This window comes from Pseudomonas sp. PA15(2017) (genome assembly GCF_001945395.1).
Lineage (GTDB): Bacteria > Pseudomonadota > Gammaproteobacteria > Pseudomonadales > Pseudomonadaceae > Aquipseudomonas.
In genome coordinates this window covers 359611-375331 of sequence record NZ_MSXV01000058.1, presented here as the reverse complement: position 1 = coordinate 375331, position 15721 = coordinate 359611, and the positions used below count along the sequence as shown (strand labels likewise).

Sequence of the window (15721 nt, the reverse complement as noted above, 5' to 3'; positions counted from 1 at the left end):
CAGTTACCAGGGAGATCCAGCATGAAACCGTCGTTGTCCATTACCACGCTGACTGCGGCTCTGCTGCTGGCAGGATGCCAAGCCGTCAACACCACCAGTGGTGGATCGGTCGGCGTCGAGCGCAAGCAATACATGTTCAGCGCATTGTCGACCGATGAGGTCAACCAGATGTACGCCCAGTCTTATCAGAAGACGCTGCAGGAAGCCTCGAACCAGGGCGCGCTGGACAAGAACAGCGCCGAGGCCAAGCGCCTGCAGCGTGTCGCCGACCGCCTGATCAAGCAGGCTCCGCTGTTTCGCCCGGATGCGGCTCAATGGCAGTGGGAGGTAAACCTGATCAGGAGCCCCGAGCTGAATGCCAACTGCGGCCCTGGCGGCAAGATCATCTTCTACACCGGCATCATCGAGAAGCTGGAGCTTACCGACGATGAAATCGCCGCAGTCATGGGCCACGAGATCGCTCACGCCCTGCGTGAGCATGGCCGCGAGGCGATGTCCAAGGCCTACGGCGTGAACCTGGCCAAGCAGGGTGCTGCTGCCTTGCTGGGTGTGAGTTCGGACCAGATGGCGCTGGCCGATGCAGCGGTGAACTATGGCATGACACTGCCCAACAGCCGCAGCAACGAAAACGAAGCTGACCTGATCGGCATCGAACTCGCTGCCCGTGCCGGCTACAACCCCAACGCAGCGATCAGCCTGTGGGAGAAAATGGCCAAGGCCAGCGAAGGAGAGCCGCCACAGTTCATGAGCACGCACCCGTCCTCGTCGAGCCGCATCGCCTCCCTGCAGGCTGCCATTCCGAAGGTCATGCCGCTGTATCAGCAAGCCGGCAAAGGCTGATCACGGGAGCGATGACCTGCTGCCAGGGCGCGTGCATCAGCTGGGTAGCGGGTCAGCCGCGTTGCCCGAGGCCAACGCCGTGCTCTGCGTTGGCCCTGTCACAAGCGATCAGCCGTTCAGAAATCCGCTCAACAGCATGGCCTGATAGGCCGCATAGACCGCCAGCGCGGCGAAGGCGATGGCGGCGAGCCGGCGAATCAGGGTGAGCGGCAGGCGGTCGGCGGCGAAGTTGCCGGCCAGCACCACCGGCACGTTGGCAATCAGCATGCCCAGCGTGGTGCCGAGCACCACCATGATGAAGTGCGGGTACTGGGCGGCGAGCATCACTGTCGCCACCTGGGTCTTGTCACCCATCTCGGCCAGGAAGAAGGCGATCAGCGTGGTCAGGAACGGCCCATAGCGTTTGAGGCTGGAGCTTTCGTCATCGTCGAGCTTGTCCGGGATCAGCGTCCATAGCGCCACGGCGACGAAGGACGCCGCCAGGATCCAGCTCAGCAGTGCCGGCGAGAGCAGGCCCGCCACCCAGTTGCCCACCGCACCGGCGGCCAGGTGGTTGGCGAGCGTGGCGACCACCATGCCCCAGATGATCGGCCAGGGCCTGCGAAAGCGAGCGGCCAGCAACAGGGCGAGCAGCTGCGTCTTATCGCCGATTTCCGCCAGGGCAACGATCAGGGTGGGAACGAAAAGAGATTCCAGCATCAGGCTTCCTAAGGGGCGGGTAGACACGGCTATGACACGTACAGCCTCCCCGCCCCGGGTAAGGTGTTCGTGTCATAGGTCTTGTCAAACCCTGCGCGGCGTTCGAGCCGAACGGCGCAGATCCGTCTGGGCGGATCTTGGGTCGCACGCACCATGGTCTGTCGACCAAGTATGTTGATGCATGCCGGGCGAGCGGGCGCTCGCGGGAGACTACTCCCCTAGGACGCGCGCATTCTGCCCAAACCGAGCTTGCTGGGCAAGGCCTGCGCCGCTGTGCCGCAGGCAGGCTCCGTTATCGGCTGGTGGCCTGGTAGATGCGGAAGCCATCGGCGTCGGCCAGGGTGAGGCAGACGCCGATATGTTGTTCGATCAGCGGTGGATACTTGAGGAAACGGTTGGCCACCAGGCGAATCTGCCCGCCCTTGCGCAGGTGCCGGGAAGCCTGACGTAGCAGGTCTTCACTGGCCTGATAATGGGTGTGCACGCCCTGGTGAAAAGGCGGGTTGCTGAGAATGGCGCTCAGCTGCGCGGGCGCAGCGGCAATGCCGTCACCGCTGATGACATCGGCCTGCAGGCCATTGGCAGCCAGGGTCAGGCGGCTGCTGGCAACGGCGAATGCATCGACATCCAGCATGGTGACGTGGCTGTCTGGATAACGACGTTTGAGCACCGCCCCGAGCACGCCGGCGCCGCAGCCGAAATCGAGTAGGTGGCCGTCTGGCAGTTGATCCAGATGCTCCAGCAGCAGTGCGCTGCCGATATCCAGCCGGCCATGGCTGAAGACGCCGGGCAGGGTGACGACGTCGAGTGAACCATCGGCGAGTGGCAGGCTGTAGCGCTGTGCCAATGAGGCGAGATCAGGTTCAGCCGGCGCCTGATCCACGCGCACCTGCCACAGCTGGCAATGGCGTGCGCTGTCGAGCTTGCGCGGCGTGCCGTAGGCCGCCATCTGCTTGGCGGCTCGCTCGACGCCGGCGCGCTTTTCGCCCACTAGATACAGCAGCTTGCCGGGCAGGCGGGCGGCGAGGGCGTCGAGCAGGTAAGCCGTCAGCTCGCGGGATTTGGGCAGGAACAGCACCGCCGTCTCCAGCGTGGCAGCCGGCGGCGTGACGCCAAAGGTGCTGCGCCCGACGAAGCGCGCGTCGAGCATCGCCTGGTCGCCTGCATGCCAGCTCCAGCCCGCAGCCTGGGGCAGTTGCCCTAGCAGGTCATCGGCCGGCAGACCCGCGAGCAAGGTGGGGCCACCGAATAGCTCGGCCTGACGCAGCAGCACTTCACTTCGCGGATCCATCAGATCTACCCCGGCAAAAGCGCGAAGGGTAGGGGCGTGGGCCCTAAGCTGCAAGCCCGACGCCGCAAAGGTTCAGTTGACCTGGCGCTTGGCTTGTCCGGCGAAAAAGCCCGCTGCGTTTTCCGCCAGCTGCCCGACGATCCGCTGGCGCGCCTCGCGGGCGCCCCAGGCGCTGTGGGGGGTGACGATCAAGCGAGGAATGTCGTCGGCCAGCAATGGATTGCCTTCTTTGGGCGGCTCCTGAGTCAGCACGTCGGTGGCCGCACCGCCGAGCTTGCCCGCGCGCAGGGCATCGGCCAGGGCCTGTTCGTCGATCAGACCGCCGCGGGCGGTATTGATCACGAAAGCGCCAGGCTTGAGCAGGGCCAGCTCTCGGGCGCCGATCAGGTTGCGGGTCTGTTCGGTCAGCGGGCAATGCAGGGTCAGGGCATCGACCTGGGTGAGCAGCTCGTCCAGCGGCAGGCGATCGGCTCGCGGTGGCCGTCCTGGCAGTTGACCGTAGCGCACGCGCATGCCGAACGCTTCGGCCAGCCTGGCGACGGCGCCGCCCAGCTCGCCGTGGCCAAGCAGGCCCAGGGTCTTGCCTTCGAGTTCGACGATCGGGTGGTCGAGCAAACAGAACATGGGCGACTGCTGCCAGCGGCCAGCGCGAACAGCGCGTTGATAGTCCTGCAGGCTGGTGGCCAGGGCGAGCAGCAGCGTAAGGGTATGCTGGGCCACCGATGGCGTGCCATAACCCTGGCAATTGCAGACGGTCACGCCACGGGCTCGGGCCGCGGCAAGGTCGACGTTGTTGGTACCGGTGGCCGCGACCAGCACCAGCTCGAGATCCGGACAGCGCGCCAGCACGGCTGAATCGATCACGGCCTTGTTGCTGATCGCCACGCGGGCACCCTGCAGACGCTCGATGATTTGCGACGGGCTGCTCTGGTCATGCAGCACCAACTCGGCGAAGGATTCGCGCAGCGGCGTCATGTCCAGATCGCCCAGATCGAGTGAGCGATAATCGAGAAACACCGCGCGGCCTGTTTTACTCATCAGCTGTACCTTTCTGGCAGTCTTGTCGGGAAGTAAAGTGCAGCCTATCAGAAGCGCTGTGCCGCCTGCCCGCTGCCGTGGGACAGGTCGGCATCCGCCAGCCTGGGTCAATCAGCCAACTCCTGGAGCCGCCGTGTACTGGATGGAATTTCTTACCGTTGCCCTCATTCATCTCCTGGCCGTGGCCAGCCCAGGGCCTGATTTCGCCGTCGTGGTGCGCGAGAGCGTCGCCCACGGCCGGCGTACCGGCGTGTTCTGCGCCCTGGGTGTGGGCAGCGCGATCTTCCTGCATGTGGCGTATTCGCTGGCAGGCATCGGGCTGATCGTTTCGCAGTCGATCGTGCTCTTCAATGCCTTGAAGTGGCTGGCCGCTGCCTATTTGCTGTACATCGGGTTCAAGGCGCTGCGGGCCAGGCCGGCGGTTCCCGAGGCCGCGCAATCTTTGGCGCTGGCTCCGCTACGAACGCCACGGGCGGCGTTCATCACGGGCTTCGTGACCAATGGCCTGAATCCCAAGGCGACGCTGTTCTTCCTGTCGCTGTTCACCGTGGTGATCAACCCGCACACTCCGCTGCTGGTGCAGGGCGGCTACGGCGTATACCTCGCCGTTGCCACGGCCGCGTGGTTCTGCCTGGTGGCGATGCTGTTCAGTCAGCAGCGCGTGCGCGATGGTTTCGCGCGCATGGGCCACTGGTTCGATCGCCTGATGGGCGCGGTGCTGGTCGGCCTGGGGATCAAGCTGGCGTTTACCGAGCTGAAGTAACGGTCGCGATTGCGCCACCCGCCAGCTTCTTAAAGCACTTCAATCGCGATCGCCGTCGCCTCGCCGCCGCCGATGCACAGCGAGGCGATGCCGCGCTTGCTGCCGGTCTGGCGCAAGGCATTGATCAGCGTGACGATGATGCGCGAGCCGGTCGAGCCCACTGGATGCCCTTGGGCGCAGGCGCCGCCGTAGATATTCACCCTGGCGTGATCGAGGTCGTGTTCGCGTATGGCCAGCATGGTGACCATCGCGAAGGCCTCGTTGATCTCGAACAGATCGACCTGGTTCTTTTGCCAGCCGGCCTTGTCCAGTAGCTTGCTGATGGCGCCGATGGGCGCAAGGGTAAACTCGCTGGGATCCTGGCTCTGGGTCGCGTGGGCGACGATGCGTGCCAGCGGTTGCAAGCCTCGCGCCCGGGCTTGCTCGGCGCTCATCAGCAGCAGCGCGCTGGCACCATCGGAAATCGAGCTGGCATTGGCCGCGGTAATGCTGCCGTCCTTGCTGAAGGCTGGCTTGAGGCCGGCGATGCGATCGATCCGGGCGTTGAGCGGCTGCTCGTCTTCGCTCACCTCGACATCACCCTTACGCGTCGCAGCGTTCACGGGCACGATCTCTTCGGCCAGCGCACCCGACTGCATGGCCTGCTGCGCGCGGCGCAGTGACTCGATGGCATAGGCGTCCATCTGCTCGCGGGTAATGCCATAGCGATCCGCGGTTTCCTGGGCGAAAGAACCCATCAGCCGTCCGGTGCGAGCGTCCTCCAGCCCATCGAAGAACATGTGATCCTTGACCTCGCCGTGGCCCATTCGCAAGCCGCCACGTGCCTTTGGCAGCAGGTATGGGGCGTTGGACATGCTCTCCATCCCGCCCGCTATCACTACCTCGGCGCTGCCGGCCTTGATCAGGTCGTGGGCCAGCATCACCGCCTTCATGCCCGAGCCGCAAAGCTTGTTGACGGTAGTGCAACCCGTCGCGCTGGGCAGGCCGGCGGCGAGCGAGGCCTGGCGTGCCGGGCCCTGCTTGAGGCCAGCGGGCAACACGCAGCCCATGATCACTTCCTGCACGTCGCCGGGGTCGATACCCGCGCGGGCGATGGCGGCGCCAATCGCCGCCGCACCAAGGTCCGTTGCGCTTAGCGAAGACAGGCTACCCTGAAAACCACCCATGGGCGTTCGAGCGCCGCTGACGATAACGATATCCGACATATTTCCACCTCAATCTGCAGTAAAGGGGCGAAACCGCCTGGCTGGTCATAGCGAGCAACACAATCATCCCTTTGGCTGATTGAGTGAGCGCTGGCACCGGCTACTGTTGGGCAAGTTGCCATCTCCGTTTCGGTTTCGCTTCATCTTCGACGCTTTCAACAATAGTCCAGAACAGGTGAGCCCATGTTGCAGACCCGCATCATTCCCCCCGCCGCGAATGCCCACCCATACCCTCTGCTGATCAAGAGCCTGCTGCTGTCCGGCAGTCGCTACGAGAAAAATCGCGAAATCGTTTACCGCGACACCTTGCGTTACAGCTACGCGACCTTCAATGAGCGGGTGGCGCGCCTGGCCAACGTGCTCACTCAAGCCGGCGTAAAGGCGGGTGATACCGTGGCGGTGATGGATTGGGACAGCCACCGGTATCTGGAATGCATGTTCGCGGTGCCGATGCTGGGAGCGGTGCTGCACACCATCAACATCCGCCTGTCGCCGGAGCAAATCCTCTACACCATGAACCACGCCGAAGACCGCTTCGTACTGGTCAACAGCGATTTTGCCGCGCTGTATCAGGGCATCGCCGGGCAGCTCACCACCGTGACCGGTACGCTGCTGCTGACCGACAACGCGGCAGCTGATACCGAGCTTCCCGGGTCGGTCGGAGAATATGAAAGCCTGATGGCGGCGGCCGAGCCGAGCTATGCATTCGCCGACTTCGACGAAAACTCCGTGGCAACCACCTTCTACACCACCGGTACCACCGGCAATCCCAAGGGCGTGTACTTCACCCATCGGCAGTTGGTGCTGCACACCCTATCCATGGCCACCACCCTAGGCAGCCTGGACAGCATCCGCCTGATGGGCAATAGCGACGTGTATATGCCGATCACCCCCATGTTCCATGTACACGCCTGGGGCGTGCCTTATGTCGCCACGATGCTGGGCGTCAAACAGGTCTATCCGGGGCGCTACGAGCCGGAGATGCTCTGCAAGCTGATCAAGAGCGAGCAGGTGACCTTTTCCCATTGCGTGCCGACCATCCTGCAGATGCTGCTGGCCGCGCCTGGCGCTCAGGGTCATGACTTCAAGGGCCTGAAGGTGATCATCGGGGGCAGTGCACTCAACCGCGCGGTGTATGAGGCCGCCAAGGCCAAAGGCATTCAACTGACGGCCGCGTATGGGATGTCCGAAACCTGTCCACTGATTTCCTGTGGCTACATCAACGAAGAGTTACTCGCTGCCGGCGAGGAGCAGCGTACCTCCTTCCGCATCAAGGCCGGGGTTCCGGTGCCGTTTGTAGAGGCTGCGATCATGGACGGCGAGGGCATCCGCTTGCCCGCCGATGGTGAAACCCAGGGCGAGTTGGTGCTGCGCGCACCCTGGCTGACCCAGGGCTACTTTCGTGAGCCGGAAAAGGGGCAGGAGCTGTGGGCTCACGGCTGGCTACACACCGGCGACGTAGCGACGCTGGACGATATGGGGTTCATCGACATTCGCGACCGCCTCAAGGACGTGATCAAGACCGGGGGCGAGTGGCTCTCCTCACTGGAACTCGAAGACCTGATCAGTCGCCATCCGGCGGTTCGCGAGGTGGCCGTGGTCGGCGTGGCCGATCAGCAGTGGGGCGAGCGCCCATTTGCCCTGGTGGTGGCAAAGGAGGGCCAGGCGCTGGACGCGCGTATTGTCAGGGAACACCTCACGCCTTTCGTCGAGCAGGGGGTCATCAACAAGTGGGCAATTCCCTCGCAGATCGCCCTTGTTACCGAAATTCCCAAGACCAGTGTGGGCAAGCTGGACAAAAAGCGTATTCGCGTTGATCTCGCGCAGTGGCAGGACACCGGAAGTGCGTTTTTATCGTCCCTGTAAGGCACGAATTTCAACGCCAAAAATGTGACTGATCAGTCAAACAAACGTTTGGCTTGCTAATTGCTGGTTTCCGGCCATCCTTGGCTTGTCACGGATGGGACTGATCCCTCTAAACTGGCGAGCCAGAGTGTCTCGGGCACTGCAAGCACCACCTGGCAAGGCTCGCTGGCTTTAGTCAATCAGCCATAACAAAAACAAATGGAGTAGTGTCGATGACCAACACAACAAGGCCGTTCTGGCGTCTGGCAAAACTGCCGCTGGCCGTCAGCCTCGCATCAACTCTTGCCAGCCCGGCATTCGCGGTGAACTTCAATATCGGGGAAATCGAAGGTCAGTTCGATTCGTCGCTGTCGGTGGGGGCCAGTTGGTCGACAGCCAAGCGAGATGATCGTTTCATTGGTGAGGCCAATGGGGGGACCGGTTATACCCAGACGGGTGACGATGGCCGTTTGAACTTCAAGCGCGGGGAGACTTTTTCCAAGATATTCAAGGGTATCCATGACCTTGAATTGAAGTATGGCGACACGGGTTTATTCGTGCGCGGCAAGTATTGGTACGATTTCGAGCTGAAAGACGAGTCTCGTCCCTTCAAGGACATCAGCGATGATGGCCGCAAACCTGGCGCCAAATCCTCGGGCGCCGAGTGGCTCGATACCTTCGTTTATCACAATTACTCGATTGGCGATCAGCCCGGTTCCGTGCGCCTGGGTAAGCAGGTGGTGAGCTGGGGTGAAAGTACCTTCATCCAGAACAGCATCAACTCGATCAACCCCGTTGACGTTTCCGCTTTCCGACGCCCGGGCAGTGAGGTCAAGGAAGGTCTGATCCCGGTCAACATGTTCTACGTCTCCCAGAGCATCACCGACCGCTTGTCGATGGAGAGCTTCTACCAGTTGAGCTGGAAACAGACCGTCGTCGATAACTGCGGGACCTTCTTCTCGACCGCCGATGTGGCGGCCAATGGTTGTAACAACAACTACAACATCCTCAACAGCAGTCTGGTTGGCTTGTTGCGTGGCGTCGATGCCCTGGCAGCCGGGGCGCCGGCGCTGGCGCCGATCGGTGCATCGGCCGCCGGTGTGAACTACACCCAGGAAGGCATGGTGGTGCGTCGCGGCAAGGACAACACGGCACGCGACGACGGGCAGTGGGGTCTGGCACTGCGCTGGCAGGGCGATAACACCGAGTACGGCGCGTACTTCATGAATTACCACAGCCGCACGCCGTTCCTCAGTGTGCAGAATGCCGATGCGGCCGCTCTGGCGAGAATTGGCGCGGCAGCTCGCAGTATCTACAACACCCTGGGTGTGGGTGCCGCGGGTAGCCCTGCTGCGTGGGTGGGATCGGGCAATGCATGGCTCGGTGCCGCGCCACCTGCTGGTTTCGCGGGTCCCCTGGGCGCTCAGGCGCGCACGCTTGCCGGTGCTGCGGTGGCCGTGGGTAACGGCAGTTACTTCATGGATTATCCCGAGGACATTCGCCTTTATGGCCTGAGCTTCTCCACCACGCTGCCTACCGGCACGGCCTGGCAGGGTGAAGTCAGCTATCGCCCGAATGCACCGGTGCAGATCAACACCCAGCAACTGACCCTCGCCCTGGCTGGCGCGGCGGCCGGCACGTCTGCGCCGGGAGTGGTGCAGAAGGGCTACGACCGCAAGGAAATTACCCAGATCCAGACCACCTTCACGCACTTCTTCGACCAGGTTCTGGGCGCTGACCGCCTAACCCTGGTGGGCGAGGTCGGCTTCGCGCACGTCGGCGGCCTTGAAGGCAAGAGCAAGAACCGCTATGGCCGTGACCCCATCTATGGCATCACCGGCAGTGCGGTGGACCCTAACGAAACGTCCATCGCTCGTTATGGCGACCATGGTTTCACCACCGCCAACTCCTGGGGTTATCGCATGCGCGGCATCCTCGACTACAGCGATGTGTTCGCCGGTGTGAACCTGCGGCCCAACGTCGCCTTCTCCCACGACGTTGATGGTTACGGTCCCAACGGGTTGTTCAACGAAGGTGCCAAGGCCGCCAGCCTGGGCGTCGATGCCGAATATCAGAACACCTACACCGCGACCATTGCCTACACCAACTTCTTCGATGGCCGTTACAACACTCTGGTTGATCGTGACTTCCTGGCTCTCAGCTTCGGTATGAACTTCTAAGCGCCCGTATTCATAGGAAAACGCATTTATGAAAACAACAAAAAGGCTGTTGCAAACCGGCGCTCTGACGTTGTCGCTACTGGCCACCGGTGTGATGGCTGCGGTGTCAGCGGACGAGGCGGGCAAGCTGGGTAATACCCTGACGCCGATCGGCGCGGAAAAAGCCGGCAATGCCGATGGCAGCATCCCGGCCTGGACCGGCGGTCTGCCGGTCAATGCCGGGGCGGTCGATGCGGGCGGCTTCCTGGCCGATCCGTTTCCCAACGAGAAGCCGCTGTTCACCATCACCGCGCAGAATGTCGAGCAATACAAGGACAAGCTGACGCCCGGCCAGTACGCGATGTTCAAGCGTTACCCGGAAACCTACCGGATGCCGGTTTACACGGCCCACCGTACGGCGACGGTGCCGGACAACATCATCGCCGCGACCAAGCAGAATGCCACTAACACCAAGCTGATTCAGGGCGGTGAAGGGCTGGAGAACTTCCAGCTGGCCAACCCGTTCCCGATTCCGAAGGATGGTCTGGAAGCGATCTGGAACCACATCACGCGCTACCGCGGTGCCAGTGTGCGTCGTCACGTGGTGCAGGTGACGCCGCAGGCAAACGGTTCGTTCAGCCCGGTCAGCCTGGAAGAGGAGTTCGCTTTCCGCAGCATGATGACGGGCGTCGACACCAGCCAGCCGAGCAACATCCTGTTCTACTTCAAGCAGCGGGTAACCGCGCCATCGCGCCTGGCCGGTAACGTGTTGCTGGTGCACGAGACCATCGACCAGGTGAAGGAGCCACGCATGGCGTGGCTGTACAACGCCGGCCAGCGTCGCGTGCGTCGTGCGCCGCAGGTGTCCTACGACGGCCCGGGTACCGCAGCCGATGGCCTGCGCACCTCGGACAACCTCGACATGTACAACGGCTCGCCCGATCGCTACGACTGGCAGTTGCTGGGCAAGAAGGAAATCTACATCCCCTACAACAGCTACCGCCTCGATTCGCCAAAGCTGAAGTACGCCGATATCGTCAAGCCAGGTCACCTCAACCCGGATCTGACCCGATACGAGCTGCACCGCGTCTGGCACGTGACCGCTACCCTCAAGCAGGGTGAGCGCCACATCTATGCCAAGCGTGACTTCTACATCGACGAGGATACCTGGCAGGCCGCTGCCATCGACCACTATGACGGTCGCGGTACCCTGTGGCGCGTAGCGGAAGCCCACGCCCAGTACTACTACGACAAGCAGGTGCCGTGGTACGCCGTCGAGGTCATCCATGATCTGCTCTCCGGTCGCTACCTGGCCCTGGGCCTGAAGAACGAGGAGAAGCGCGCCTACGAGTTCGACTACCCTGCCAAGGAAAGCGACTACACCCCGGCAGCGCTGCGCCAGTCCGGCGTTCGTTGATCGCCGCGTGAGACCAGAAAGCCGGCCTCAGGGCCGGCTTTCCGCTGTCTGATCGACTGGTTTTTCCCGCAAGGCCACGAGGCCAAGATCAGCGAATCCTCCGAGCGGCACCTTGCGGTGGTTACAATTGGTCTTTCGCCCGCCACCTGCGTTACAGGGAACTCCCATGCAACCCACTCCCCCCGCGTTGATCCGTGAAACCTTTCCCGTCGGCCCGCTGCAGTGCAACTGCACCATCATTGGCGATCCCCTCAGCGGCCAGGCCATCGTGGTCGATCCGGGTGGCAATCCCGATCAGATCATGGCGCGTCTGGAGGCTCATGGCTTGAAGGTGGTGAGCATCATCCACACTCACGCGCACCTCGATCACTTCCTGGCTTCGGGACAGATGAAGGAACAGACCGGCGCGACCTTGCACCTGCACAAGGATGACCAGTTTCTGTGGGACAACCTGGAGATGCAGTGCCAGATGTTCGGTGTTCCCTACCGGCCAGTGCCTGCGCCCGATCAATGGCTGGCCGATGACGAGGCCCTCGCCTGTGGCTGTGGAGTGGCCCTGCATACGCCGGGACATACGCCGGGCTCCATGAGCTTCTGGTTTCCCGAGGCCAAGCTGTTGATCGCCGGCGACACGCTGTTTCGCCGCGGCATCGGGCGTACCGACCTGTGGGGTGGCGACTACCCGACCATCGAGCGTTCTATCAAGCAGCGTCTATACCGCCTGGACGAGGACGCCACCGTGGTGACCGGCCATGGGCCGGATACTCGATTGGGTGACGAGATGCGCGAAAATCCATTCGTGCGAGCTTGAGAAACAAGCGTTTACAGATTTTTCGCGCGCTGATTGTTAGCCTTGGTCGGGAACTTGGCGGCGCTGGCTGGCTCGAAGCCGCGAGTAAAACTGCCTCCCTCCGCAACACGACTAAGGATTATCCATGATCAAGTGCCGCTCCCTGATTGCCGCAACGGCCGTTCTCGCTGTCCTGTCCGGCTGTACGGCCAACCCCTATACCGGCGAGAGCCAGGCGGGCAAGGCCGGTATCTACGGCGGTGTGGGTGCGCTGGCTGGTGCAGCCGTGGGGGCTGCCACCTCGAGCAAGAAAGACCGCACAAAGGGCGCATTGATCGGCGCCGCCGTTGGTGGCGCGGCAGGCGGTGGCTACGGCTATTATGTCGACACTCAGGAAGCCAAACTACGCCAGCAGTTGCAAGGCACGGGTGTGCAAGTGCAGCGCAATGGCAATGACCTGACCCTGATAATGCCCGGCAACATCACCTTCGCCAGCAATTCGGCGGACATTTCCAGCAGCTTCTACCCGACGCTGAATTCGCTGGTGCTGACCTTCAAGGAATTCAACAAGAACGGCGTGAACATCGTCGGCCATACCGACAGCACCGGTTCGGCCGAGCTGAACCAGAGCCTGTCCACCCGCCGCGCCCAGAGCGTGGCATCGTACCTGGCCGCCAATGGCGTGGCTTCCTCCCGCATCTCGGCCTACGGCGCCGGCCCAAACCAGCCGATCGCCAGCAACGCCAACGAGGCCGGGCGCGCGCAGAACCGCCGTGTGGAAATCAACCTGCGTCCGTTGTAAGCCGAACCGTGCATCAGAAAACCCCGCCGCGGCGGGGTTTTCATGCCTGCCCCATTCTCGAGCCGGTGGCTGCCTGGCGCGCGCTGGCTAGACTGTGATGATCGGTAGTCGAGCCATAACGCAATGTGGGCAGGGAGGTCGATGTGGTGCCAGAGCGGCTGGAAATTCTCGTGGTCGATGATCGACAGGACAATCTGGACGATATGCAGGAATTACTCGAGGCCATCGAGCAACCGGTTCACTGCGTGGACTCGGGCGCCAAGGCCCTCGACTACCTGGATCAGGTCGAGGTCGCCCTGGTGCTGCTGGATGTGCAGATGCCGCGCATGGACGGCTTTGAGGTGGCGCGGCGCATGCGCAGCGACCCGCGCACCCGGCTGATACCGATCATCTTCATTTCTGGCATGGCGCAGACCGACGAGATTCTCAACCAGGGATACGGCGCCGGGGCGATGGATTTCATCGCCAAGCCGGTGCAGCCGGCGATGCTGCTGCACAAGGTGCGCGCGCTGCTCGAGCATGAGCGTTATCGCCGTGAGCTTCTTCGTGTGGCGCAGCAGCTGGAGCGCGAGCGGGCCTTCAATGCCTCGATTCTCGACAATACCGCCGAAGGCATTCTGGTAGTCGGTGAGGAGGGGCGTATTCGCTTCGCCAACCCGGCGATCATGCGGATGCTCGACTGCCAGGCGAGCGAGTTGACCGGCAGTGATCTGCTGGACTGGATCGATAGTGCCGGGGCCGTGCAGTGGCAGGCGTCGAACTTCTATCAGCACTGGCAACGCCGCGAGCATCTGCGCCTGCACGACGCCAATCTGCGTACCCGCGAAGGTCGCCTCGTGCCGGTAGCGCTTTCCAGCTCGCCGTTGCCGGATGAAGGACGCGGTATGGTCCTGCTGGCGCTGGACATGTCGGTGGTGCGCGACCTGCACCGGCAGCTCGAGTCATTGGTCATCACCGACGCCCTGACCGGCTTGCTCAACCGCCGTGGCTTCCTGCAGGAGCTGCAGGCGGCGATTTCGCGTCACCAGCGCACGGGCCAGAAGTCCGCCTTGCTGTACCTGGATCTTGATGGTTTCAAGCGCGTCAATGACACCCTGGGCCACGAGCGTGGCGATCAGGTGCTGCGCCAGGTCAGCGGCCAGCTGAAAAGCTGCCTGCGGCCCTACGACCGCCTGGCGCGCATCGGCGGTGACGAGTTCACGGTGATTCTCGACAGCCTGGGCAGCGCTGACGAAGCGGCCTCGGTGGCGCAGAAACTGGTGCAGCAGGTCGCCGAGCAGGCGGGCGAGGGTGAACTGTCTGGCTTGGGCGTCAGCATCGGCATTGCCTGCTTGCCCGCCGACGGCGGCACGGTCGAGGACCTGCTGCGGGCGGCCGATACGGCCATGTATGCGGCCAAGCACGCTGGGCGTGGCCAGTACCGCTTCTACAGGGCTGCAGGAACCTGGTCAAAGGCTTAAGCCGAGGTTCGTCGATTTTGGTCGCTAAGTGGCGGTAGCGGACGCTCGGCCACTTTGCTTTTTGGTGTTTCTCATGCCACAAAATTGGCAGGCGACACCAATCGCCCCTTCAGGAGGCCGAGTGGAATCGTTGTGGAGAGGGTAGAGCGGCATGGACGCCGCGAGAGCCGCGATGGGCCAGGGATGGCCCTTCGCGGCGGGCCCTCGGAACAACGATGAAGCGAGGGAACCCCAGCGAAGCTGGGGCCGGATGTCGGGGCTAGACCTTTTGGTTTCTTTTGGCGGGGCCGGCCATCCGGGCGATGCCAAAAGAAACCCGCTCGACAGAGCGGAACCGGACGTATGAACAAAGCGATAATGCTAGCAAACCACAGCTTACGCACGGCGTGTGAAACGTAAAAAGCTCGGGGCTAAAGCCCCTACGCGTTATGCGAACGGCAGCTTCTGCCTTGTAGCAGCCTCTTTCATGTCGCCTAAAAGATCCTGAGCAGGTGCTAAGGGTGTTGCTGGTGCAGGCGCTCCAGTAACTCATTCTTGGCATCCCACAGCGCGTTGATCCACTGCTGGAAATCCTTGCGATAGGCTTCGTCCTGATCGTAGGCGCGGCCGATGAAACGAGTGGGGATGTCCAGCTGTTCGACGACTACCACCACGTCGTGGAGCTGACCACTGAGCAAGGCCCAGAAACCCGGGCTGCCCTGGGGGTAGTGCAGAGTGACGTTGATCATGCCGTGCAGTTGTTCGCCCATGGCATCGAGCACGAAGGCCAGGCCACCGGCCTTGGGCTTGAGCAGGTAGCGGTGGGGCGATTGCTGCTCCTGATGCTTGGCCGAGGTGAAACGGGTGCCCTCGACGAAGTTGAAGATGCCCACCGGGTTATGGCGAAACCTGGCGCAGGTGCGGCGGGTGGTCTGCAGATCCTTGCCTTTCTTTTCCGGGTGCTTGGCCAAGTATTGCTTCGAATAGCGCTTCATGAACGGAAAGCCCAGCGCCCACCAGCAAAGGCCGATCACCGGCACCCAGATCAGCTCCTGCTTGAGGAAGAATTTCAGCGGACGGATACGTCGGTTGAGCAGGTACTGCAGCACCAGGATGTCCACCCAGCTCTGGTGGTTGCTGGTCACCAGATAGGAGTGTCCGTAGTCGAATTTCTGGTCACCCTCAATGTGCCAGCGAATTTTACCCAGCACCTGCATCCAGATTTTGTTGCAGCTGATCCAGCCTTCCTGAATGAACGTCATCACGCGATCACTGGCGCGCTGCACAACCGGCACTGGCAGCACGATACGCAGCAGCGTGACGGTGAACAGAGGTACGCACCAGAACAGGGTATTGAGCGCCAGTGAGACGCTGCCCAGAAGACCGAGCACCGGGGCAGGCAGAGAGTGCAGCATGGACGTGCAAACCTCAGG

The 15721-nt window shown here is 62.5% G+C and carries 13 protein-coding genes and 1 riboswitch; of the genes, 8 read left to right on the top strand and 5 right to left on the bottom strand.

The annotated features are described in order from the left end of the window. Positions 1-21: 21 nt before the first annotated feature. Positions 22-840 (top strand): M48 family metallopeptidase, encoded by an 819-nt coding sequence (locus BVH03_RS23475; RefSeq protein WP_075963428.1) that lies wholly within the window; start codon positions 22-24, stop codon positions 838-840. Between the two features lie 108 nt (positions 841-948). Here BVH03_RS23475 and BVH03_RS23470 read toward each other — a convergent pair whose 3' ends face one another. The 3 genes from BVH03_RS23470 to BVH03_RS23460 all read right to left on the bottom strand — a co-directional run bounded on the left by BVH03_RS23470 (position 949) and on the right by BVH03_RS23460 (position 3868). After that, positions 949-1536, bottom strand: coding sequence for a TMEM165/GDT1 family protein (locus BVH03_RS23470; RefSeq protein ID WP_168175670.1), 588 nt, complete (start codon positions 1534-1536; stop codon positions 949-951). A 90-nt stretch (positions 1537-1626) separates the two neighbouring features. Continuing rightward, a riboswitch (yybP-ykoY riboswitch) is annotated at positions 1627-1773 on the bottom strand. Between the two features lie 58 nt (positions 1774-1831). Next, complete coding sequence (locus BVH03_RS23465; RefSeq protein ID WP_075963427.1) at positions 1832-2830, bottom strand: class I SAM-dependent methyltransferase; 999 nt, start codon at positions 2828-2830, stop codon at positions 1832-1834. A 72-nt stretch (positions 2831-2902) separates the two neighbouring features. Beyond that, the gene (locus BVH03_RS23460) at positions 2903-3868 is read right to left on the bottom strand and encodes a 2-hydroxyacid dehydrogenase (RefSeq protein WP_075963426.1); all 966 of its coding nucleotides are present in this window, start codon (positions 3866-3868) and stop codon (positions 2903-2905) included. A 133-nt stretch (positions 3869-4001) separates the two neighbouring features. On the opposite strand from BVH03_RS23460, the gene BVH03_RS23455 reads away from it, so the two are divergent. Continuing rightward, the gene (locus BVH03_RS23455) at positions 4002-4631 is read left to right on the top strand and encodes a LysE family transporter (RefSeq protein WP_075963425.1); all 630 of its coding nucleotides are present in this window, start codon (positions 4002-4004) and stop codon (positions 4629-4631) included. A gap of 29 nt (positions 4632-4660) precedes the next feature. Here BVH03_RS23455 and BVH03_RS23450 read toward each other — a convergent pair whose 3' ends face one another. Further along, complete coding sequence (locus BVH03_RS23450; protein WP_075963424.1) at positions 4661-5836, bottom strand: acetyl-CoA C-acyltransferase; 1176 nt, start codon at positions 5834-5836, stop codon at positions 4661-4663. Positions 5837-6019: 183 nt separating this feature from the next. On the opposite strand from BVH03_RS23450, the gene BVH03_RS23445 reads away from it, so the two are divergent. The 6 genes from BVH03_RS23445 (at position 6020) to BVH03_RS23420 (ending at position 14309) form a co-directional block, all read left to right on the top strand. Continuing rightward, on the top strand, positions 6020-7702 hold the full coding sequence (locus tag BVH03_RS23445; protein WP_075963423.1) for a fatty acid--CoA ligase: 1683 nt from the start codon (positions 6020-6022) through the stop codon (positions 7700-7702). A 212-nt stretch (positions 7703-7914) separates the two neighbouring features. Then, entirely contained in the window at positions 7915-9861 is a 1947-nt protein-coding gene (locus BVH03_RS23440) for a DUF1302 domain-containing protein (protein ID WP_075963422.1), read from the top strand. Positions 9862-9889: 28 nt separating this feature from the next. Next, the gene (locus tag BVH03_RS23435) at positions 9890-11257 is read left to right on the top strand and encodes a DUF1329 domain-containing protein (protein ID WP_075963421.1); all 1368 of its coding nucleotides are present in this window, start codon (positions 9890-9892) and stop codon (positions 11255-11257) included. A 166-nt stretch (positions 11258-11423) separates the two neighbouring features. Continuing rightward, entirely contained in the window at positions 11424-12068 is a 645-nt protein-coding gene (locus BVH03_RS23430; protein WP_075963420.1) for an MBL fold metallo-hydrolase, read from the top strand. A gap of 124 nt (positions 12069-12192) precedes the next feature. Continuing rightward, the gene (locus tag BVH03_RS23425) at positions 12193-12849 is read left to right on the top strand and encodes an OmpA family protein (RefSeq protein WP_083640149.1); all 657 of its coding nucleotides are present in this window, start codon (positions 12193-12195) and stop codon (positions 12847-12849) included. 146 nt (positions 12850-12995) lie between these two features. Beyond that, on the top strand, positions 12996-14309 hold the full coding sequence (locus BVH03_RS23420; RefSeq protein ID WP_256574797.1) for a diguanylate cyclase domain-containing protein: 1314 nt from the start codon (positions 12996-12998) through the stop codon (positions 14307-14309). Between the two features lie 494 nt (positions 14310-14803). On the opposite strand, the gene BVH03_RS23415 is transcribed toward BVH03_RS23420, so the two are convergent. Continuing rightward, on the bottom strand, positions 14804-15703 hold the full coding sequence (locus BVH03_RS23415) for an acyltransferase (protein ID WP_075963418.1): 900 nt from the start codon (positions 15701-15703) through the stop codon (positions 14804-14806). Between the last annotated feature and the right edge of the window lie 18 nt (positions 15704-15721).

Excerpts from the sequence above, each read along its gene's own strand:
- BVH03_RS23475 (WP_075963428.1), top strand. The coding sequence starts at position 22 with ATGAAACCGTCGTTGTCCATTACCACGCTGACTGCGGCTCTGCTGCTG.
- BVH03_RS23465 (WP_075963427.1), bottom strand. The coding sequence starts at position 2,830 with ATGGATCCGCGAAGTGAAGTGCTGCTGCGTCAGGCCGAGCTATTCGGT.
- BVH03_RS23460 (WP_075963426.1), bottom strand. The coding sequence starts at position 3,868 with ATGAGTAAAACAGGCCGCGCGGTGTTTCTCGATTATCGCTCACTCGAT.
- BVH03_RS23450 (WP_075963424.1), bottom strand. The coding sequence starts at position 5,836 with ATGTCGGATATCGTTATCGTCAGCGGCGCTCGAACGCCCATGGGTGGT.
- BVH03_RS23445 (WP_075963423.1), top strand. The coding sequence starts at position 6,020 with ATGTTGCAGACCCGCATCATTCCCCCCGCCGCGAATGCCCACCCATAC.
- BVH03_RS23440 (WP_075963422.1), top strand. The coding sequence starts at position 7,915 with ATGACCAACACAACAAGGCCGTTCTGGCGTCTGGCAAAACTGCCGCTG.
- BVH03_RS23435 (WP_075963421.1), top strand. The coding sequence starts at position 9,890 with ATGAAAACAACAAAAAGGCTGTTGCAAACCGGCGCTCTGACGTTGTCG.
- BVH03_RS23430 (WP_075963420.1), top strand. The coding sequence starts at position 11,424 with ATGCAACCCACTCCCCCCGCGTTGATCCGTGAAACCTTTCCCGTCGGC.
- BVH03_RS23425 (WP_083640149.1), top strand. The coding sequence starts at position 12,193 with ATGATCAAGTGCCGCTCCCTGATTGCCGCAACGGCCGTTCTCGCTGTC.
- BVH03_RS23415 (WP_075963418.1), bottom strand. The coding sequence starts at position 15,703 with ATGCTGCACTCTCTGCCTGCCCCGGTGCTCGGTCTTCTGGGCAGCGTC.